Annotated in this window: 12 protein-coding genes; 11 read left to right on the top strand and 1 reads right to left on the bottom strand. The window is 71.7% G+C overall.

Features of this window, described 5'->3' with window-relative positions:
* The first annotated feature begins 81 nt into the window (after positions 1-81).
* The 9 genes from NUT86_RS28425 (at position 82) to NUT86_RS28385 (ending at position 16,058) form a co-directional block, all read left to right on the top strand.
* On the top strand, positions 82-1,947 hold the full coding sequence (locus tag NUT86_RS28425; protein WP_274738239.1) for an ABC transporter ATP-binding protein: 1,866 nt from the start codon (positions 82-84) through the stop codon (positions 1,945-1,947).
* The gene (locus tag NUT86_RS28420) at positions 1,944-3,836 is read left to right on the top strand and encodes an ABC transporter ATP-binding protein (protein ID WP_274738237.1); all 1,893 of its coding nucleotides are present in this window, start codon (positions 1,944-1,946) and stop codon (positions 3,834-3,836) included. The genes NUT86_RS28425 and NUT86_RS28420 overlap by 4 nt, the downstream gene beginning before the upstream one ends.
* Before the next feature lie 242 nt (positions 3,837-4,078).
* Positions 4,079-5,161 (top strand): hypothetical protein, encoded by a 1,083-nt coding sequence (locus NUT86_RS28415; protein WP_274738236.1) that lies wholly within the window; start codon positions 4,079-4,081, stop codon positions 5,159-5,161.
* A gap of 214 nt (positions 5,162-5,375) precedes the next feature.
* A complete protein-coding gene (locus tag NUT86_RS28410) occupies positions 5,376-7,160 on the top strand; it encodes an ABC transporter ATP-binding protein (RefSeq protein WP_274738234.1) in 1,785 nt (594 codons plus the stop codon).
* The gene (locus NUT86_RS28405) at positions 7,157-9,013 is read left to right on the top strand and encodes an ABC transporter ATP-binding protein (protein ID WP_274738232.1); all 1,857 of its coding nucleotides are present in this window, start codon (positions 7,157-7,159) and stop codon (positions 9,011-9,013) included. The genes NUT86_RS28410 and NUT86_RS28405 overlap by 4 nt, the downstream gene beginning before the upstream one ends.
* 491 nt (positions 9,014-9,504) lie before the next feature.
* A complete protein-coding gene (locus NUT86_RS28400) occupies positions 9,505-11,784 on the top strand; it encodes a M4 family metallopeptidase (protein ID WP_159486099.1) in 2,280 nt (759 codons plus the stop codon).
* Between the two features lie 289 nt (positions 11,785-12,073).
* A complete protein-coding gene (locus tag NUT86_RS28395) occupies positions 12,074-13,705 on the top strand; it encodes a M4 family metallopeptidase (RefSeq protein ID WP_159486101.1) in 1,632 nt (543 codons plus the stop codon).
* Positions 13,706-13,812: 107 nt separating this feature from the next.
* Entirely contained in the window at positions 13,813-14,478 is a 666-nt protein-coding gene (locus tag NUT86_RS28390) for a response regulator (RefSeq protein ID WP_037740434.1), read from the top strand.
* On the top strand, positions 14,475-16,058 hold the full coding sequence (locus tag NUT86_RS28385) for a sensor histidine kinase (RefSeq protein WP_274738230.1): 1,584 nt from the start codon (positions 14,475-14,477) through the stop codon (positions 16,056-16,058). The genes NUT86_RS28390 and NUT86_RS28385 overlap by 4 nt, the downstream gene beginning before the upstream one ends.
* On the opposite strand, the gene NUT86_RS28380 is transcribed toward NUT86_RS28385, so the two are convergent.
* On the bottom strand, positions 16,055-16,912 hold the full coding sequence (locus tag NUT86_RS28380) for an alpha/beta fold hydrolase (protein ID WP_274738228.1): 858 nt from the start codon (positions 16,910-16,912) through the stop codon (positions 16,055-16,057). The two genes, NUT86_RS28385 and NUT86_RS28380, sit on opposite strands and share 4 nt — an antisense overlap.
* 661 nt (positions 16,913-17,573) lie before the next feature.
* Here NUT86_RS28380 and NUT86_RS28375 point away from each other — a divergent pair.
* Both NUT86_RS28375 and treS read left to right on the top strand, forming a co-directional pair.
* Positions 17,574-19,577, top strand: a complete 2,004-nt coding sequence (locus NUT86_RS28375) for an alpha-1,4-glucan--maltose-1-phosphate maltosyltransferase (RefSeq protein WP_109892648.1) — start codon at positions 17,574-17,576, stop codon at positions 19,575-19,577.
* A complete protein-coding gene (gene treS / locus NUT86_RS28370) occupies positions 19,574-21,292 on the top strand; it encodes a maltose alpha-D-glucosyltransferase (protein WP_018087319.1) in 1,719 nt (572 codons plus the stop codon). The genes NUT86_RS28375 and treS overlap by 4 nt, the downstream gene beginning before the upstream one ends.
* Positions 21,293-21,509 lie beyond the last annotated feature (217 nt).

Here is a 21,509-nt window from a genome sequence, read left to right as displayed (position 1 = left end):
CGGCGCGGGGCGGGGCGGGGCGGGGCCGTCGGCCGAAATCCGCATGAGCGTTGTCAGTGCCGCGCCTTACGCTCGCGAGTGATGGCCGATACCGCGCAGACGACGACCCGTACCGACCCGACCGACTTAGCCCAACGCTCCGCCGTGCGCTCGCTGTTGCGCCTGTGGCCGTTCGCCCGGCCCGTGCGGGCGCGGCTGTTCACGGCCGCGTTCGTGGCGGTGCTCGCCTCGTGCGTCAGCCTGGTCATTCCGCTGGTGCTCAAGTGGCTGGTGGACGGGCCCGTGGCGGAGCGCGATCCGGGCGGGGCGTGGCTCGGCGGCGCGTATCTCCTGCTGCTCGGGCTTGCGGAGGCGCTGCTGTTCGGGCTGCGGCGGTGGCTGGTGGCGCGTCCGCTGGCCGGGGTCGAGGCGGCGATGCGCGAGGCGCTGTACCGCCATGTGCAGCGTCTTCCGGTCTCGTTCCACGACCGCTGGTCGTCGGGCCAGTTGCTGTCGCGCGGCACGACCGATCTGCAGCTGCTGCGGATGTTCCTCGCCTTCCCGCTGACCTTTCTGCTGGTCAACGGCGTCACCATCCTGGTGGGCGGGGTGCTCCTGCTGGCCCAGCGGTGGTCGCTGGGGCTGGTGCTGCTGGCGCCGGTGCTGCCGCTGATGGTGCTGTGCTCGGTCTTCGAGGCGAAGTACGGACGCGCGGCGCGACGGACCCAGGACCAGCTCGGCGACCTGACGACGGTGGTCGAGGAGTCGGTGCTCGGCATCCGCATCATCAAGGGCTTCGGGCGCCATCGCAGCCAGGCCGACGCCTTCCGGAAGCTGACCCGCGCGCTGCGTACGTCCGAGCTCCGCAAGGCGCGGCTGCTGGCGTGGATCTGGGGGTGCAACACCACCCTGCCGGAGCTCGCGATCGGCGCGGCGCTGGTGCTCGGCACGCTCCAGGTGGCCGACGGCGCGCTGTCCGCGGGCACCCTCGTCGCCTTCCTGTCCACCGCCCTGGCGCTGCGCTGGCCGGTGGAGTCGATCGGCTTCCTGCTGGCCATGAGCAACGAGGCGGCGACGGCCACCGACCGGTACTTCGAGGTCCTGGACGAACCGGCCGTGGACGCACCGGCCCGGGCGGCCGTGGCCGTGGACGCAGCGGCCACGGACACACCGGCGCAGGACGCAACGGCCGTGGACGCCCCCGCCCGGGCCGCACCGGCTCCCCCCGGCCTGGTCTTCTCCGGTGTGCAGTTCCGCTACCCCGACGCGCCGCCGGACTCCCCGCCGCTGCTCCGGGACATCACCCTGCACATCCGGCCCGGCGAGACGATGGCCCTGGTCGGGGCGACGGGCAGCGGGAAGACCACACTCACCGCGCTGGTGCCGCGGCTGTACGACCCCACCGCGGGCCGGATCAGCCTCGACGGGCGCGATCTGGCGACCCTCGGCCGGGAGGAGGTCCGTGCGCTGGTCGCGGTGGCCTTCGAGGAGCCGACGCTCTTCTCGGCGACCGCCGCGGAGAACGTCCTGATGGGCGGGGAGGATGTCCAGGAGAGCGATTTCCGGCGGGCGTTGGAGGTGGCGCAGGCCGACGGCTTCGTCGACGCCCTCCCCGAGGGCGGTGCCACCCAGGTCGGCGAGCAGGGCCTGAGCCTGTCCGGCGGACAGCGGCAACGGCTCGCCCTGGCCCGTGCCGTGGTCGGCCGGCCGCGCTTCCTGATCCTCGACGATCCGCTGTCCGCCCTCGATGTGCACACCGAAGCGCTGGTGGAGGCGGCGCTGCGCCAGGTCCTGGCGACCACCACCGCGCTGGTCGTCGCCCACCGGCCGTCCACGGTCCTGCTCGCCGACCGGGTGGCGCTGCTGTCCGGCGGCCGGATCACCGCCGTCGGTACCCACCACGCACTGCTCCGGGACCACCCCGAGTACGCCACGCTGATGTCCGGCGAGGGAGAGGGCGCCCGATGACCACCACCACGACCGGCCGCCCGTCCGACGGCCCCGAGGACCACCCCGGCGCCCGGCCGCGGCCCGCGCCGCACCCCCCGGAGTCCGGGGACCCCGCCCCCGACGCGTTCGCCCAGGATGCCCTGCCCGCCCCCAAGGGCGCCTCGCGCTCCCTCCTCGCGTCCCTGCTGGCCCCGCACCGGCGCCGCGTCGGTGCGGTGGCCGTGTTGCTGCTGCTCCAGCAGGCCGCCGTGCAGGCCGGTCCGCTGCTGGTCGCCTATGCGCTCGACCGCGCGGTGCCGGCGCTGCGGGCCGGTGACCACGGGCCGCTGCTCGCCGTGGCGGTGGCCGGGGTGCTCTGTGCGGTGCTGTCCGGCGGGCTGCAGTTCGGCTTCATCGAGCTCGCGGCGCGGGTCAGCCAGGACGTGCTGCTCGACCTGCGCGGCCGGATCTTCCGGCACGGGCAGGCGCTGAGCCTGGACTTCCACGAGCGCTATACGTCCGGCCGGCTGATCTCCCGGGCCACCACGGACGTGGAGTCGCTGCGCGAACTCCTCGACGAGGGGCTGCAGGAGCTGATCACGATCGTCCTCTCGACGGTCTACATCACCGTGACCCTGGTCTGGCTGGACTGGGGCCTGGGCGCCGCCGCCCTCGCCTCCGCCGGGCCGCTCGCCCTTCTCGTACGCTCCTTCCGGCGCCGTTCACACCAGGTCTACAGCGCGAAGTCCACGGCGATGGCGGCCGTCATCGTGAAGTTCACCGAGACCCTCAACGGCATCCGCCCGGTGCAGGCGTTCCGCCGCGAGCGCCCCAACGACGCCGCCTTCGCCCGGCTGAACCACCGCCACGAGCGCATCAACGGCGACACGCTCCTGGAGATGGCGCGCTATGTCGTTGCCTCCCGGCTGGTGGCCAATATCGCGGTCGCCGCGATCGTCCTGTGGGGCGCCTACCGGGTGGCCACGGGAGGTCTGGCGCTCGGCGTCCTCGCCGCCGCGGTGCTCTATCTGCGCCGGCTGTACGACCCCATCGACCGGCTCGGGATGTTCCTCAACTCCTATGAGTCCGCGGCCGCTTCCCTACAGAAGATCGCCGGACTGCTCGCCCGGCGCCCCGGTGTCCCGGAGCCGGCCGTATCCGCCGCGCTGCCGCCCGTCGCGGGCGGCCGGCCGGGCCGCGAGGTCACCTTCCGCGACGTCCGCTTCGCCTACCGCACCGGCGGCGAGGTGCTGCCCCGCTTCGATCTGACCCTCGCGGCCGGGACGACCGTGGCCGTGGTGGGCGCCACCGGCGCCGGCAAGTCGACCCTCGCCAAGCTCCTGGCCCGCTTCTACGACCCCACCGAGGGCCAGGTGCTGCTCGACGGGGTCGATCTGCGCGAGCTGTCCACGGCCGTCCTGCGCCGTGGTGTCGTCATGGTCACCCAGGAAGCGTTCCTGTTCTCCGGCACGGTCGCCGACAACATCGCCCTGGGCCGCCCGGACGCCACACGCGCTCAGATCGAAGGCGCCGCGAAGGCCATCGGCGCCCATGACTTCATCACCGCCCTGCCGGACGGCTACGACACCGATGTCCGTAAGCGCGGCGGCCGCATCTCCGCAGGCCAGCGCCAACTGGTGGGCTTCGCCCGGGCGTTGCTCGCCGACCCGGCCGTTCTCCTCCTCGACGAGGCCACCAGCTCCCTGGACATACCCGGCGAACGGGCGGTACAGCGCGCCATGGACACTGTCCTGGAGGGCCGTACGGCCCTGGTGATCGCCCACCGCCTCTCGACCGTCAACGTCGCCGACCGGGTGCTGGTCATGGCCGACGGCCGGATCGTCGAGGACGGCCCGCCGGACGAACTCATCGCCCGCCGGGGCCGGTTCGCGCAGCTGCATCAGGCGTGGCGGGACAGCGTGGGGTAGGGCGGACGACGCCGCAGCGGCGGTCGCCCACCTCGCGTCAGTCGACGCGGCGTGTGTCACCGACATCCCCGTCGATGGCGCGGTGCTGATCGCCACCAGGGAACTGCACAAGGCATTGCGGGGCGGCTGAGGGGTGTTCAGTCGCCCGGTTGCGCGAAGACAAGCGCAACTCCGCTGGCTGTGACCATACTTGACGGTACGTACAGGGAGTTCCGCCTGACCGGGACCGACGGGGGAGCCGCATGGAGCCGACTGGTTTAGCAGCGCTGGCGATGCAGTTCGTCACGGGCATGGCGTCGGCCGCGGGCAGCGCTGCGGCGACGGAGGTCTCGGGGCTGGTGCGGAACAGGCTGAGCAGCAGCCAGGACGGGGATGCGGCGCTGACCGCGCTGGATGAGGAACCGGCGGCTGACGAGCGGCAGGCGGCGGTGGAGAGCGCACTGGCGGCGGCACTGGGCGACGATCGGGAGTTCGCCCTCCGACTGACGCGGGCCGTGCTTGCCGCGACCGCCGCGAGCCCGCCCCAGGTGCCGTCGGGACCGGTCACCCAGATCAATCATGGATCAGCGAGTGGCAGCGGCAGCCTGATCAACTTCCTGGTCCACGGGGATGTGAACGGCGGCACCATCCAAGTGGGGCCAGTGAGCGCCCCGGCCACACCCGGTACCCGCCGGGCACTGCTCGCCGTGGCGGTGGTGCTGCTCCTGATGGTGGGCCTTGGGGTCTACGGGGCCACGCATCTGATAGGGGGCCGGCCCTCAGCACCCGCCGTCGAGGGGGCGAACGGCCGGCCCGCCGATCAGCCCGACCGCCGACTGGCGAGCGAGGATGCCGTCATGGGGGTGTTGCCGGACCTGGGTGACCTGCCCACAGGGTGGACGGCGGACCGGCCGAAAAAGACCTTGGACCGTAGCAAGGACCTGCCGGACGAGTTGCGGCTCGGTGAGGTGCAGTACCTCTCGCCGGGCGGCGGGGACAGCGTGCTGTTCACCGTCACCTCGCACTCCGACGAGGACGCGGCCCAGCATGACGTCGACTATATGCAGCGGCACTGGACCGACAAGCTCGGCGGGAGCGTGGTGGACCTGCCGCAGATCGGGTCCGGGAGCGCTGCCGTAGGTACGCGCAAGGACGATGTGGTCAACCTATTCGTGATCTTCAAGTCGGGGCCGGTCACCGGCCTGATCAGGTTCGCCGGCCGCCGGCCCTCGTCGACGTACGAGAACGCCGTGGGCAATGCCGTCCAGCCACTGCTGGAACGCATCACGCAGGCGCAGCGGGGCGACCGGCCCACGGCGAGGTTCACCACCCTGAGCCTGACCTGAAGGGCGGACCACACATGGCTGATGAATCCCCGTTAGAGAAACCGCAGCCCCGAGACAATCAATAACCCAACGTGACCGACCTGTCCTTGAAGGAACATCCGATTGCTCGACATCCGCCGACAGACCGACTGCTCACCGAGCCCGGATCCCAACGTTTGCCCAGGAAGCGGTGCGCACGAAGTTGCGGACGCCACAGACGACGCGAGGGGGCGGGATGACCACGACCGCAAGGGGACCGGGGATCCCCGACCACCGCGGTCCCGGACGGTATGTGTGGTGGCTGGTGACCAGCCAGCGGGGGCGGGTGGCGGCGGGTGCCTCGTACGGGAGCCTGTGGATGGTGGGGCTGATGCTGCCGCCCTATGTGCTGTCGCGGGCCATCGACGAGGGGCTGGTACCGGGCCGGATGCCGGTGCTGACCGGCTGGGTGGCGGTGCTGCTCGGGGTCGGGGTGGCGAACGCCTGGCTGGCGGTCATGCGGCACCGCACCATGACCAGGATCCGTATGGACGCCACCTTCCGCACCGTGCGGGTCCTCGTGGCGCACACCCTGCGGCTGGGGGCGGCGCTGCCCCACAAGACGACGGCCGGGGAGGTCGTCACGATCGGGATCGGCGATGTCGCGGTGATCAGCCAGACGCTGACGATGACCGGGCCCGGGGTCGGCGCGGTGCTGGCGTACGGGGTCGTCGCCGTCCTGCTGCTGTCCGTCTCGCCGCTGCTGGCCACAGTGGTGCTGCTGGGTGTGCCGCTGCTCGCGGTGCTGGTCGGGCCGTTGCTGGGGCGGCTGCAGGGGGCCGAGACGCGCTACCGCGAGCGGCAGAGCGGGCTGGCGGCCCGGCTGACGGACCTGGTCGGCGGGCTGCGGGTGCTCAACGGCCTGGGCGGCAAGGAGGTGTTCGCCGACCGCTACCGGCGCGATTCGCGGGCGCTGCGGAGCGAGGGCTACCGGGTCGGTTCGGTAACGAGCTGGGTGCAGGCCCTCGGGGTCGGCCTGCCGACGCTGTTCCTGGCCGCGGTGACCTGGCTCGCGGCCAGGATGGCGGCCCAAGGGACGATCAGCGTCGGCGAGTTGGTGGCGGTCTACGGTTACGCGGCGGCGCTGGTGGTGCCCGTGTCGTTCTTCATCGAGGGCGGCTACGACCTCACCCGCGGGCTGGTCGCCGCCCGCCGGGTCGTCCGGTTCCTGCGGCTGGAGCCGGATGCCGCGGACGGCCCCGGGGACCCGGCCGGGGACGCCCCCGAGGCCGCGTCCGCGCTGCGTGATCCGGCGTCGGGCGTCGAGGTGGTGCCCGGGCTGCTGACCGCGCTGGCCGCCGCCCGGCCGGCCGAGTCGGCGGCGGTGGTCGACCGCCTCGGCCGGTTCGCGGATTCGGCCGCGACCTGGGGCGCGGTCCGGCTCGACGAGATCGCGCTGTCGCAGGTCCGCGACCGGATCGTGGTCGCCGACAACGAGGCCGAGCTGTTCGCCGGGACGCTGCGCGAGGTGGTGGGCGGGCGCCGGGACCGGACCGAGGAGGCGATCGGCCGCGCCGTCCGTACGGCCCTGGCCGAGGACATCGTCCGCGGTCTGCCGGACGGGCTCGACTCGGCGGTCGAGGCGCAGGGCCGCAATCTCTCCGGCGGGCAGCGGCAGCGGCTGCGCCTGGTGCGGGCACTGCTGGCCGACCCCGAGGTACTGCTCGCGGTGGAACCGACCTCGGCGGTCGACGCGCACACCGAGGCCGGTATCGCGGCCCGGCTGCACCACGCGCGGGCCGGCCGTACGACCGTCGTCACCAGCACCTCACCCCTGCTGCTCGACCAGGCCGACCGGGTGTATTTCCTCGTCGACGGCCGGGCCGTCGCCGTCGGCAGCCATCGTCAACTCCTGGACGAACAGCCCGGATACCGCCGTCTGGTGTCCCGCGGCGAGGACGGGGACGGCGCGGACGACGGCACGGGGCCCCGGCCCGCGGGGATGGCCGAGGCGCCCGTGACGCAGGAGGACGCACGATGACGGCGACCGCCGCCCGTCCCGGGCGGTCCGAGGACGCCCCGCCGGACGGTGCGGCGCTGCCGGTGGCCGGTCCGGCCGCGACCCGGCGGGCGGCGCTCCGGCTGATCCGACGGGACGGCCGGGCCTTCGCCCTGATGCTCGCGCTGAACGCCCTGGCGGCCGGCGCCGGTCTGGCCGGCCCCTGGCTGCTCGGCCGGATCGTGGACACGGTGCGGGCCGGCGGCGGGGTGCGCACGGTGGACCGGCTGACGCTGGTCATCCTGGCGTGCGGGCTGGCTCAGCTGCTGCTGGCGCGCTATGCCCGGTACGTCGGGCACCGCTTCGGTGAGCGGACCGTGGCGCGGGTCCGCGAGCAGTATGTGGACCGGGCGCTCGCGCTGCCGGCCGCGGTCGTGGAGCGGGCAGGTACCGGTGATCTGACGGCCCGCGGTACGTCGGACGTCACCTCGGTCGCCCGGACGCTGCGGGACGCCGTGCCGGAGGTGTGTGTCGCCGCGGCGCAGGCGCTGTTCCTGCTGGGTGCGGTGGTGGTGCTCGATCCGCTGCTCGGTCTGTGCGGGCTGGGGGTGCTCAGCGGTGTGTTCGTGGTCCGGTGGTATCTGCGCCGGGCGCACGGCGCGTATCTGGCGGAGGGCGCGGCGACCTCGGCGCTCGCGGAGCTGCTGGCGGCCACCGCCGCGGGCGCCCGGACCGTCGAGGCGCTGGGGCTCCAGGAGCGCCGGACGGCGGCGGGCGAGGAGGCGGTCGAGCGGTGCCGCCGCACCCGCACCCGCACGCTGTTCCTGCGCAGTGTGCTGCTGCCCGCCGTGGATGTCGCGTATGTCTTCCCGGTGGCCGGTGTCCTGCTGGCCGGCGGGGCGCTGCACGGGCGGGGCGGGATCAGCCTGGGCGTGGTGATCGCCGCGGCGCTGTATCTGCGGCAGCTGTCCGACCCGTTGGCGACGGTCCTGTTCTGGGCGGAGCAACTGCAGAGCAGCGGCGCCGCGTTCGCCCGCGTCGAGGGGCTGGGCCAGGCCCCGCGGGCCCCGCGGACCGTCCCCGCGCCCCTCCTGCCCCGTCCCTCCCCGGAGGCCTCCCCCGCCCCCGCCACACCCGTCGACGACCGCATCGATGTCACCGGCGTCCACTACGCCTACGGGGACGGCGGCCGGAGCCCCGCCGCGCACCGCGACGTCCTGCACGGAGTGGACCTGTCCGTCCGCCCCGGCGAACGCCTCGCCCTGGTCGGCCCCTCCGGCGCCGGCAAGTCCACCCTGGGGCGGCTGCTGGCCGGGGTCGATGCGCCACACCGTGGCTCGGTGACGGTCGGGCGGGTGCCGATCGCCGCGCTGGACCCGGCGGTGCTGCGCCGTCAGGTCGTCCTCGTCACCCAGGAGCACCATGTGTTCCTGGGCACGCTCCGGGACAATCTGCAGATCGCCGCGCCCGAGGCCAAGGACGCCGCGCTGTATGCCGCGCTGGCCGCCGTGGGGGCCGACTGGGCCGCGGAGCTGCCGGCCGGCCTGGATACCGAGCTGGGCGCCGGCGGCCACCGCCCCGACGGCTCGCAGTCCCAGCAACTGGCCCTGGCCCGGGTGGTGCTGGCGGATCCGCACACGGTGATCCTGGACGAGGCGACCGCGCTGCTCGACCCGCGGACGGCCCGGCACACCGAGCGCGCCCTGGCCGCCGTCCTGAAGGGCCGTACGGTCATCGCCATCGCGCACCGTCTGCACACCGCGCACGACGCGGACCGGGTGGCCGTCATGGAGGAGGGCCGGCTGACCGAACTCGGCACACATGACGAGCTGGTGGCGGCGCGGGGGGCCTACGCCGCCCTGTGGCACTCCTGGCACAGCCAGGGGCCGTCCTAGGGCCCGCACTGCCCCTAGGGGGCGTCACACGGTCAGCAAGGCCGGGGACGGCGGGCCGTGGACGGCGGGCCGGCCCCGGCCGCCCGCCGTGCCGGTCGTGATCCGGACAGCTGTGAACTGCTGTCCGGGCGGTTTCCGGCGGCGGGAGGGGGCGGGGACCGTTCCCGCCGCCGATCACGGGCCGTCCGGCTTCCGGACACCGATTTCGCGCAACGGACGGATTCCGGCCAATTAGTTGAACGGAGCCTGACAACAAGCCACTGGTGGTGGGACTCTTCCCGGCAACCGCCGCACGGATCCCCACAGCACCAACTCCCTGCGGCCGGAGGTTCCACGCGCACCACCCGTTCCACCCGTAACACCGAGCACCCCACGTACGTCTCCCCCCACACGCTCCAAGAGTTCTGCCTCGCTCTGCCCGGACGGCCGCTTCGCCGCCCGGTCCCCCTCGGCCGCAGCGTCATGTGGCGGCCACCGCAGAAGGAGTCAGTGTGAGACGCACCCCCCATGGACGCGCCGTTGCGACCGGCGCACTGGTCGCCGTCACGGCGATGCTGGCCGTCGGCGTTCAGGCCGGTACCGGAACGGCGGCCGCCCCGCGGCCGGGCACCACGCATGCCACCCCCGATCCCGGCGCACTGCCGGCCAAGCTGTCCCCGTCCCAGCGTGCGGAGCTGATACGGGCAGCCGGCGCCACCACCGCCGAGACCGCGCGGCAGCTGAAGCTCGGCGCGAAGGAAAAGCTGGTCGTCAAGGACGTCTCGAAGGATGTCGACGGCACCGTGCACACCCGCTACGAGCGCACCTACGACGGGCTGCCCGTCCTCGGCGGCGACCTCGTGGTGCACGAGAGCAAGGGCGGCACCCTCAAGGGCGTCACCAAGGCCGTCCGCTCCCAGCTCAAGGTCGCGGGCACCACCGCGAAGGTGAAGCCGGCCACGGCCGAGGCGAAGGCCGTCAAGGCGGCGCAGGCGCTCGGTTCGAAGAAGACCGAGGCCGCGAAGGCGCCGCGCAAGGTGGTCTGGGTCGCCGACGGCAAGCCGGTGCTGGCCTACGAGACGGTGGTCGGCGGGCTGCAGGACGACGGCACCCCCAACCAGCTGCACGTCATCACCGACGCCACGACGGGCGCCAAGATCTTCCAGTACCAGGGGATCGAGAACGGCGTCGGCAACACCCAGTACAGCGGCAAGGTCACCGTCGGATCGTCGGGCTCGGCGCCGAACTTCTCGCTGACCGACCCCACCCGCGGCAACCACAAGACCTACGACCTCAAGCACGGCTCGTCCGGCACCGGTTCGCTCTTCACCGACGCCGACGACACCTGGGGCGACGGCACCCCGCAGAACGCCCAGACGGCGGGTGCCGACGCGGCCTTCGGTGCCCAGGTGACCTGGGACTACTACAAGAACGTGCACGGCCGCAGCGGCATCAAGGGCGACGGCGTCGGCGCCTACTCCCGGGTGCACTACGGCAACAGCTACGTCAACGCCTTCTGGGACGACGGCTGCTTCTGCATGACGTACGGCGACGGCAGCGGCAACTCCGCCCCGCTGACCTCCATCGACGTGGCCGGCCACGAGATGTCGCACGGTGTCACCGCGGCCACCGCCGACCTCACCTACAGCGGGGAGTCCGGCGGCCTCAACGAGGCGACCTCCGACATCTTCGGCACGGCGGTGGAGTTCTACGCCAACAACACCTCCGACCCCGGTGACTACCTCATCGGCGAGAAGATCGACATCAATGGCGACGGCACCCCGCTTCGCTACATGGACAAGCCGTCCAAGGACGGTGCGTCGGCCGACTACTGGTCGAGCAACGTCGGCAACAAGGACGTGCACTACTCGTCCGGTGTCGCCAACCACTTCTTCTACCTGCTGTCCGAGGGCAGCGGCCCGAAGGACATCGGCGGCGTCCACTACGACAGCCCGACCTTCGACAACCTGCCGGTCCCGGGCATCGGCCGGGCCAACGCCGAGAAGGTCTGGTTCAAGGCACTCAGCCAGTACATGAGCGCCAACACCAACTACGCGGCCGCCCGCACCGCCACCCTCAAGGCCGCCGCCGACCTGTTCGGTGAGGGCAGCGCCTCGTACAACACGGTCGCCAACACCTGGGCGGCGGTCAACGTCGGCTCCCGCGTCCCGGACAGCGGCGCGGTCTCCGTCACCAACCCGGGCAGCCAGACCAGCACCGTGGGCCAGGCGGCGAGCCTGCAGATCAAGGCGAGCAGCGGCACCGCGGGCGCACTGTCGTACGCGGCGACCGGGCTGCCCGCCGGGCTGTCGCTCAACGCGACCACCGGTCTGATCTCCGGTACGCCGACCACGGCCGGCACCGGCAGCGTGACGGTCACCGTCACCGACGCCGCGAAGAAGACCGGTACCGCCACCTTCACCTGGACGGTCAACCCGGCCGGCGGCGGCAATGTCTTCGAGAACGCCGACGATGTGCAGATCCCGGACGCGGGTTCCGCGGTCACCTCGCCGCTCAACGTCGGCCGCAGCGGCAACGCACCGAGCACGCTGAAGGTCGGGGTGGACATCGTGCACACCTACCGCGGTGACCTGGTCGTGGACCTGATCGCCCCGGACGGCACGGCCTACCGGCTGAAGAACTCCAGCGCGTTCGACTCGGCGGCCAACGTGAAGACCACGTACACCGTCAACGCCTCCTCGGAGAAGGCGAGCGGCACCTGGAAGCTGCGGGTCCAGGACGTCTACTCCCAGGACTCGGGCTACATCAACGGCTGGAAGCTGACCTTCTGATACTCCGGCAGCACCCAGCGGTCACCTTTGTGTGACACAGGCGGGTCGACAGATCACGCCACCGCACAACTGGCACAAGGGGCACATGCGTTGGGCGTCGTTCCCGGGAAATCCGGGGGCGGCGCCCAGCTCCGTTATGCGAACGGCGATCACCTCTCTACGGACAATTTTCAGCCAATCCGTTAACACCCTCCTGACATGCACGCGTTCGAATGGCAGTCTTCCCGAACGCACGTCACACCCGCATCGCTTTGCACCCCCACCACTTGGCAAAGTTGAAGGAGCACGCGTGACCCCCCGCATATCCCGTAAGACCCGTGTCGCCGGTACCGCAATCGCCGCCGCGGCCCTCCTGGCCGCCGGCATCACCGCAGGTACCGCCGGCGCCTCCCCCGCCTCGGCCCCCACGCCGGACGGTTCGCCCCTCAAGCTCACCGCCTCGCACCGTGCGGAACTGCTGCGCGACGCGAGCGCCACCAAGGCGCAGACCGCCAAGGAACTGGGCCTGGGCGCACAGGAGAAGCTGCTCGTCAAGGACGTCATCAAGGACGCCGACGGCACCACGCACACCCGCTACGACCGCACCTACGCCGGCCTGCCGGTGCTGGGCGGCGACATGATCGTGCACACCGCCAAGGGCGGCGCGATCAAGGACACCACCAAGTCGACCGAGAAGTCGGTCAAGGTGGCCTCCACCACGGCGAAGATCGCCCCGACCGCCGCCGCGAAGTCGGCGCAGGGCACCGCGGTGAAGTCGCTCAGCGCGAAGAAGGCCGACGCGCAGACGCCCAAGAAGGTCGTCTGGGCCGCCTCCGGCACCCCCGTCCTCGCCTACGACACCGTCGTCAAGGGCGTCAAGAAGGACGGCACCCCCAGCCGGATGCACGTCATCACCGACGCCAACAGCGGCAAGAAGCTGTTCCAGTACGACGAGATCCGTACCGGCAAGGGCGAGAGCGAGTACAGCGGCAGTGTCGAGCTGGGCACCTCCAAGGAGGGCAACGGCTTCACGCTGACCGACAAGGAGCGCGGTGGCCACAAGACCACCAACCTCGAGAACGGCGAGTCCGGTGACGGCAAGCCCTTCACGGACGAGGACGACAAGTGGGGCACCGGCAAGCCGGACGACCCGCAGACCGCGGCCGTTGACGCCCACTACGGTGCGGGCGTGACCTGGGACTACTACAAGAAGGTCCACGGCCGCGACGGCATCAAGGGTGACGGCAAGGGCGCCTTCTCCCGCGTCCACTACGGCAAGAGCTACGTCAACGCCTTCTGGGACGACGACTGCTTCTGCATGACGTACGGCGACGGCGAGGGCGACAAGGCCCCGCTGACCGCGCTGGACGTCGCGGCGCACGAGATGTCGCACGGTGTCACCTCCGCCACCGCCAACCTCACCTACAGCGGTGAGTCCGGCGGCCTGAACGAGGGCACCTCGGACATCTTCGGGACCTCGGCCGAGTTCTACGCCAAGAGCGAGAAGGACCCGGGCGACTACCTCATCGGCGAGAAGATCGACATCAACGGTGACGGTACCCCGCTGCGCTACATGGACAAGCCGTCCAAGGACGGTCAGTCGCAGGACAACTGGGACTCCAAGACCGGCGGTCTCGACCCGCACTACTCCTCGGGTGTCGCCAACCACTTCTTCTACCTGCTGTCCGAGGGCAGCGGCCCGAAGGAGATCGGTGGCGTCAAGTACGACAGCCCGACGGCGGACGGCAAGAAGGTCGAGGGCATCGGCCGGGACAAGGCCGAGAAGATCTGGTTCAAGGCCCTGACCGAGTACATGACCTCGAACACGGACTACAAGGCCGCGCGCGAGGCGACCGTCAAGGCCGCCACCGACCTGTACAAGGCCGGCAGCGCCGAGGTCAAGGGCGTCGAGGCCGCTTGGACCGGTGTCGCCGTCAAGTGACGCAACGTGCGGGAACGTGCTGATCGTCCCGGGGTAACGTAACCCCGGAGCGGGCGGTGTCCGGAGAACCTCCGGGCACCGCCTTCGCGCGCGTGGGGGGGGTCCCGATGAACCACAAGACGACAGTGCTGCTGGCCGACGACGAGACGCTGATGCGGGCCGGTGTGCGCGCGATCCTCGGCGCGGCACCCGATATCGAGGTCGTCGCGGAGGCCGCCGACGGCCGCGAGACGGTCGACCAGGCGCTCCGGCACCGGCCCGATGTCTGTCTGCTGGACATCCGCATGCCGCGCCTGGACGGCCTGGGCGCCGCCGCGGAGCTGGCCAGGGTACTGCCCGCCACCGCCGTCGTGATGCTGACGACGTTCTCCGAGGACGAGTACATCGCCGGCGCCCTCGCCTCGGGCGCGGCCGGTTTCCTGCTCAAGTCCGGCGATCCGCGGGAGCTGATCGCCGGGGTCCGTGCCGTCGCCGAGGGCGGCGCCTGCCTCTCGCCGTCCGTCGCCCGGCGCGTCATCTCCCACCTGGGAGGCGGGCAGTTGGGCCGCGGGGTGGCCGCCCGTGCCCGGGTCGCCGAGCTGACCGGGCGGGAGCGCGAGGTGCTCGGGCTGGTCGGCGCCGGGCTGTCCAACGCGGAGATCGCCCAGCGGCTGTTCCTGGTCGAGGGCACCGTCAAGGCGTATGTCAGCGCGATCCTCGCCCGGCTGGGCTTCAAGAACCGCGTCCAGGCGGCGATCCTCGCCCACGAGGCGGGCCTGGTCCCGGCGTCATGACGCCGTGGAGGCGCCCGGACGCCCGGCAGTTGCACGCCCGGCGGTTGTACGCCCGGGCCCCCGGGCTGGTGCTCTGGCTCCTGGTGTGCGGTCCGCCGGCCCTCGCCTTCGGCTCCCTCGCCCACACGCATCTGTGGGCCACCGCGGCCGCCTTCCCGCTGCTCGGCGTCTGTGTGCTGCTGCGCAGACGCCGGCCGCTGACGGCGCTGGCGCTGCCGATCGCGCCGAGCCTGGTGATCTCGCTGGATCTGTTCACCGTCGCCTACTGCGCCGCGCTGGCCGTGTTCGGCTATCTGGCCGGTATCCGGATGCCCCGGGCCCGCCCCGCGCTGTGGTTCTTCTCGGCGGTGGCGGCCGGCGGGCTGCCGCTGTCCGCGGTCGTGGGCCGCACGGTGTGGCCGTGGTTCTCCCTGCTGCTGACGCTGCTGCTCAATGTGATGCTGCCGTGGCTGCTGGGCCGCTACCGCCGGCAGTACGCCGAACTCGCCCGTACCGGCTGGCAGCTCGCCGAGCGGATGGAGCGCGAACAGCAGGCCGTCGCCGACCGCACCCGGCTGCGCGAACGCGCCCGGATCGCCGGCGACATGCATGACTCCCTCGGCCACGACCTGGCCCTGATCGCCCTGCGGGCCGGGGCGCTGGAGGTCGATCCGCGGCTGGACGCGGACCGTCAGGCGGCGGCCGGTGAGCTGCGGGCCGCCGCCGGGACGGCGACCGAACGGCTGCGGGAGATCATCGGCGTGCTGCGCACGGATGACGAGAGCGCGCCCCGGGTACCGGCCGACGAGAGCGTGGAGCGGCTGGTGGACCGGGCGCGGGCGTCCGGGATGACGGTGACTCTGGAGGAGGCGGACGACACCGGGGCCAGGACACTTCCGGCCATGACCGGACACGCCCTGCACCGTGTCGTCCAGGAGTCGCTGACCAATGCCGCCAAACACGCGCCCGGCGCGGCCGTCCGGGTGCGGATCGGACGGGCCGCCGGGCAGGTGCGGGTCACCGTGGCCAACACCGCACGGCCGGACGGGCCGGCGGCCGATCCGGTCTCCGGCGGCAGCGGGCTGGTGGGCCTGGACGAGCGGGTGCGGCTGGCGGGCGGCACGCTGCGGGCCGGCCCCGCCCCGGAGGGCGGCTTCAGGGTCTCCGCGCGGCTGCCGACGGCCGACGGCGCCCCGGCAGAACCTCTTGAGCGACCCGAACCCACCGCTGCGGAACGGGAGTTGGACCGTGCCCAGCGGCAGGTGCAGCGAAGGCTCCGGCAGACGGTGATCGTCCCGCTGGCACTGCTGGCGGCCCTGGTGGTGCTGACCAGCAGCTTCCACCTGGTCAGCCCGTCCTGGACGGTACTGGAGCGGGAGCACTACGACGCGCTCCGCCTCGGCGCCGACCGCTCCCGGATGGATTCCCTGCTGCCGTTCTTCGCACTGGACGCCCCACCGGACGGCACCCCGCCGCCCCCGCACGGCTGGACCTGTGAGTACTACAGCGTCCGCCCCGGCTCCGACACCGCCTACGAGCTCTGCTTCACCGACGGCGACCGGCTGGTCAAGAAGAGCGTGGTGCACCGGCGGGACCGCTAGGGGGTGTCCGGCGGGCCGGCGTCGGCCCGCCCACCGGCCGGACCCTGGGCCGTGCCGTCCCGCAGGCCGTCCCCCCGGCCCCACAGCTCCCGCAGCGCCGCGTTGACCTCCGCCGGCCGCTGGGTGTGCGGGTAGTACCCGGGCACCACGAGATGGCCGGCGCCGATCGCCTCGGCGAGGAACTCCGCGCAGGCGATCAGCGGTTCGCCCGCGTACTCCTTGTAGAGCGGGGGCGCGCCCGCCCAGTCCCCGGAGATCAGCAGTTTCGGCCAGGGCGCGGCCGCCAGCGGCTCCAGCGGGATCTCGGCGTCCCAGCAGGGGCGTTCGGCCATCGACGAGGCGGCGGCCCGCAGCCGCTGCGGGGTGGGCTCCGGCGCGGGCATGCCGAGCGCCTCGGTGGAGGCACGCAGGAATTCCTCCGGCGGGTAGTCCTCGGGCAGCTGTGTGGTGGCCTTACGGGCCCGCTCCAGTGCTGCCGCGACCACCGGGTGGCCGGCCGCGGGCCGTAAGGCGCCGGGCTGGATGAGGGTGAGCGAGCGCACCAGATCGGGCCGGCGCGCGGCGGCGACCAGCGCGCTCACCCCGCCGTACGCATGCCCGACCAGATGGCCGCCGTCGCCCAGCAGCCGGATGAGGTCGTCGGCGTCCGCCTCGTAGTCGCTGTGGGCGATATCGGGGCTGCGGCCGTAGCCCCGGCGGTCCATCAGCAGCAGGCGGTAGCGGTCGGCGAGCGGACGTTGCGCCGCGAAGCCATAGCGCTCGTCGTCGCCCCAGGTCAGAATCCCGTGGGCGAACACGGCCCGCGGCCCCCGTCCCGCCGTCCCGTCCCATTGCGTCACATGCACGTCGTCCATGCCCGTCCCCTCCCCACGGCCACCGGCCGCCATGCCGTACCCACTCGCCCGGACCGGCCCCCTCCGAGGCCGAATCCGCAGACGACATCATCAACTGAGCCGATATTCAGGGCAGTTGAGCGTTTCCACGCCACCCGAGACCCTCCCTACCGAGGCGTCCGCCGATATGGCCGATTCCACCCCCTCATGCGCTCTTGTACGGACCACCTCCTGGAGAGAGGCTGCGGTGTGGCGCCGATGGGCCCCGGCGCGGCACCGGACATCCGCACACCGCAACTCCGCTGTGATCACACCGAGTTGAGGAGGCGAACGCCGACCGTGTCAGCGCAGCGCCGCAGTCGCCCGCGCGGGGGCGGGAAGTCGTCCGCCGGGCCGCGGCGGAACCGGGATGACGGACCGGTGGGCAGCCTTCCGCCCGATTTCCCGGCCGTCACCCGCGGGAGAGGTTCTCGGGTACACCCGTCACCCGCACCGCACACCTGCACAGGATCATCGGGGGAACCACCGACCGGAGACCGGGGGAGCACCGACCCGCCCCGCCGTGCCATCCGCCAGCCGAGTGAAAGCGGACAGGAGCGCCCATGCCCGCACCCGGTCCGCCCGCTGCGGAGCGGATACAAAGGACAAAACCCCGCAAAGCATCACAAGCCCAGGTGAGCCCATGATCGGTCGCATTCCTGTTCTGGACATCCGCCCGCAGATCGATTGCGGCCGCCGCCCGGCGAAGGCCGTGGTGGGTGAGACCTTCGAGGTCTCGGCCACCGTCTTCCGTGAAGGGCATGACGCCGTCGCGGCGAATGTGGTGCTGCGCAACCCGGCGGGCCGCTGCGGCCCCTGGACACCGATGCAGGAGCGGGCACCCGGCTCCGACCGGTGGAGCGCCGAGGTCACCCCCGCCATCGAGGGCCGCTGGACGTTCACCGTCGAGGCCTGGTCCGATCCGGTCACCACCTGGCGGCGGCATGCCGCCATCAAGATCCCTGCGGGGATCGACACCGAGCTGATGCTCGCCGAGGGCGCCGAGCTCCATGAGCGGGCGGCCGCGGAGGTCCCCAAGAGCGACGGGCGCGAGGCGGTGCTCGCCGCCGTGGACGCGCTGCGCAACGCCGGGCTGCCCGCCGCGACCCGGCTGGCCGCCGCGCTCTCCCCCCAGGTCACCGAGGCGCTGGCGCGCCATCCGCTGCGCGAACTGCTCACCGTCTCGCGCCCGATGCCGCTGGTCGTCGAGCGCCGGCGGGCCCTGTACGGGTCGTGGTACGAGCTCTTCCCGCGCTCCGAGGGCGCCGCCGTCACCCCGGACGGCACGGCCGTCAGCGGCACCCTGCGCACCGCCGCCGAGCGGCTGCCGGCCGTCGCCGCCATGGGCTTCGACGTGGTCTATCTCCCGCCCGTGCACCCCATCGGCACCGCCTTCCGCAAGGGCCCCAACAATGCGCTGTCGGCCGGCCCGGACGACGTCGGCTCCCCCTGGGCCATCGGCTCACCGGCCGGCGGCCATGACGCCCTCCATCCGGACCTGGGCACCTTCGACGACTTCGAGCACTTCGTCCGCACCGCCCGCGACCTGCGGATGGAGGTGGCCCTGGACTTCGCGCTGCAGTGCTCCCCGGACCACCCCTGGGTCACGCTGCACCCCCAGTGGTTCCACCACCGCGCGGACGGCTCGATCGCCTACGCCGAGAACCCGCCGAAGAAGTACCAGGACATCTACCCCCTCGCCTTCGACACCGACTTCCGCGGGCTGGTCCGCGAGACCGAACGCCTGCTGCGCTTCTGGATGGCCAAGGGCGTACGGATCTTCCGGGTGGACAATCCCCACACCAAGCCGGTGGCCTTCTGGGAGAAGGTGATCGGCGAGATCAACCGCACCGATCCGGACGTGCTCTTCCTCGCCGAGGCGTTCACCCGCCCCGCCATGCTGCACACCCTCGCCCGGATCGGCTTCCACCAGTCGTACACCTACTTCACCTGGCGCAACACCAAGGAGGAGCTGACCGACTACCTCACCGAGCTGACCGGCGAGGGCGCCTCCTATCTGCGGCCGAATTTCTTTGTGAACACCCCGGACATCCTGCACGCCTACCTCCAGGAGGGCGGCCGCCCCGCCTTCGAGGTACGCGCCGTACTGGCCGCCACCCTCGCCCCCACCTGGGGGGTCTACGCCGGATATGAGCTCTGCGAGTCGGTGCCGGTACGCCGCGGCAGCGAGGAGTACCTCGACTCGGAGAAGTACCAACTCAGGCCGCGCGACTGGGATGCGGCGGCCAGGGAGGGGCGCACCATCGCCCCCCTGATCACCGCGCTGAACCGCATCCGCCGCCGGCACCCTGCCCTGCAGCAGCTGCGCAATCTGCAGTTCCACCACGTCGACAACGAGGCCGTCATCGCCTACTCCAAGCGCGAGGGGCACGGCGACCGGGCCGACACGGTGCTCACGGTGGTCAACCTCGACCCGCACCACACCCACGAGGCGACGGTGTCGTTGGACATGCCGGAACTCGGCCTCGGCCGGCACGAGTCCTTCCCGGTGCGCGACGAGCTCACCGGCGATACCTACCACTGGGGCAGGGACAACTATGTGCGCCTGGAGCCGGGCCGCTCGCTCGCGCCCGCCCATGTGCTGTCGCTGCGACCGTCCTCACCGATCGGAGGGTCACCCAATTGATCGTCAATGAGCCTGTCCCCGACACGTTCGAGGACACCCCGGCGAAGGACCGCGATCCCGACTGGTTCAAACGGGCCGTTTTCTACGAAGTCCTGGTGCGCTCCTTCCAGGACAGCAATGGCGACGGAATCGGCGACCTCAAGGGCATCACGGCCAAGCTCGACTATCTGCAATGGCTGGGGGTGGACTGCCTCTGGCTGCCGCCGTTCTTCAAATCCCCGCTGCGGGACGGCGGTTACGATGTCGCCGACTACACCGCGGTGCTCCCCGAATTCGGCGATCTGGCCGACTTCGTAGAATTCGTGGACGCCGCGCACCACCGCGGTATGCGGGTCATCATCGACATGGTGATGAACCACACCAGCGACCAGCACCCGTGGTTCCAGGAGTCACGCACCGACCCCGAAGGGCCGTACGGCGACTATTACGTCTGGGCCGACGACGACAAACAGTATGCCGACGCGCGCATCATCTTCGTCGACACCGAGGCCTCCAACTGGACCTTCGACCCGGTCCGCAAGCAGTACTACTGGCACCGCTTCTTCTCCCACCAGCCGGACCTCAACTATGAGAACCCGGCGGTCCAGGAGGAGATGATCTCCGCCCTGCGCTTCTGGCTCGACCTGGGGATCGACGGTTTCCGGCTGGACGCGGTGCCGTACCTCTACGCCGAGGAGGGCACCAACTGCGAGAATCTGCCCGCCTCGCACGGCTTCCTCAAGCGGGTCCGCGCCGAGATCGACGCACATTACCCGGACACCGTGCTGCTGGCCGAGGCCAATCAATGGCCCGAGGACGTCGTCGACTACTTCGGTGATTACGGCGTCGGCGGCGACGAATGCCATATGGCCTTCCACTTCCCGGTCATGCCGCGCATCTTCATGGCGGTACGGCGCGAATCGCGCTATCCGGTGTCGGAAATCCTCGCCAAGACCCCGGCGATTCCGTCCGGCTGCCAGTGGGGCATCTTCCTGCGCAACCACGACGAGCTGACCCTCGAAATGGTCACGGACGAAGAGCGCGACTACATGTACGCGGAGTACGCCAAGGACCCGCGGATGCGCGCCAATATCGGTATCCGCCGGCGACTGGCCCCGCTGCTCGACAACGACCGCAATCAGATCGAGCTCTTCACGGCCCTGCTGCTGTCCCTGCCGGGTTCGCCGATTCTCTATTACGGCGACGAGATCGGCATGGGCGACAACATCTGGCTCGGCGACCGCGACGCGGTGCGCACCCCGATGCAGTGGACGCCGGACCGCAACGCCGGCTTCTCCTCCTGCGACCCGGGCCGGCTCTTCCTGCCGACCATCATGGATCCCGTCTACGGCTACCAGGTCACCAATGTCGAGGCCGCGATGAGTTCGCCCTCCTCGCTGCTGCACTGGACCCGGCGGATGATCGAGATCCGTAAGCAGAATCCGGCGTTCGGGCTCGGCAGCTATACCGAGCTGTCCTCCACGAATCCGGCGGTGCTGGCCTTCCTGCGGGAGGCGCCGGGCACCGGCGGCGCGGACGACGACCTGGTGCTGTGCGTGCACAACTTCTCGCGCTTCGCCCAGCCCACGGAGCTGGACCTGCGGTCGTTCAGCGGCCGCCATCCGGTGGAACTCATCGGCGGGGTGCGCTTCCCGGCCATCGGGGAGCTGCCGTATCTGCTGACCCTCGCGGGCCACGGGTTCTACTGGTTCCGGCTGCGCAGAAACGCGGGTTAGCCGGTGCCCTGACCGGCACGGGCGCCGGGACGACGCCCGTACGCGGCCACATGGCGCGTACGGGCGTTTTTTGACCTTTCGCTCGGGCAGTCTCCCTACTACCGCACGGGCCGGGTGAGCCCCGTCGACCCCCGGGCCGGGAGGGGACCGCCGCGCAGCGGAGCAGCGCACGCCGGAAGACCGCTGCCGTACGGACGATCCCGCCCGAGGGTCCCCG

It is taken from the genome of Streptomyces sp. G7(2002), assembly GCF_028870195.1.
GTDB classification, from domain to species: domain Bacteria; phylum Actinomycetota; class Actinomycetes; order Streptomycetales; family Streptomycetaceae; genus Streptomyces; species Streptomyces nigrescens.
This window is presented reverse-complemented; position numbering and strand designations above follow the sequence as displayed.

Bases quoted from the DNA above. Each gene is read 5' to 3' on its own strand.
- NUT86_RS28410 (WP_274738234.1), top strand. From the start codon at position 5,376: ATGACCACGACCGCAAGGGGACCGGGGATCCCCGACCACCGCGGTCCC.
- NUT86_RS28415 (WP_274738236.1), top strand. From the start codon at position 4,079: ATGGAGCCGACTGGTTTAGCAGCGCTGGCGATGCAGTTCGTCACGGGC.
- NUT86_RS28390 (WP_037740434.1), top strand. From the start codon at position 13,813: ATGAACCACAAGACGACAGTGCTGCTGGCCGACGACGAGACGCTGATG.
- NUT86_RS28375 (WP_109892648.1), top strand. From the start codon at position 17,574: ATGATCGGTCGCATTCCTGTTCTGGACATCCGCCCGCAGATCGATTGC.
- NUT86_RS28380 (WP_274738228.1), bottom strand. From the start codon at position 16,912: ATGGACGACGTGCATGTGACGCAATGGGACGGGACGGCGGGACGGGGG.
- NUT86_RS28405 (WP_274738232.1), top strand. From the start codon at position 7,157: ATGACGGCGACCGCCGCCCGTCCCGGGCGGTCCGAGGACGCCCCGCCG.
- NUT86_RS28425 (WP_274738239.1), top strand. From the start codon at position 82: ATGGCCGATACCGCGCAGACGACGACCCGTACCGACCCGACCGACTTA.
- NUT86_RS28420 (WP_274738237.1), top strand. From the start codon at position 1,944: ATGACCACCACCACGACCGGCCGCCCGTCCGACGGCCCCGAGGACCAC.
- NUT86_RS28385 (WP_274738230.1), top strand. From the start codon at position 14,475: ATGACGCCGTGGAGGCGCCCGGACGCCCGGCAGTTGCACGCCCGGCGG.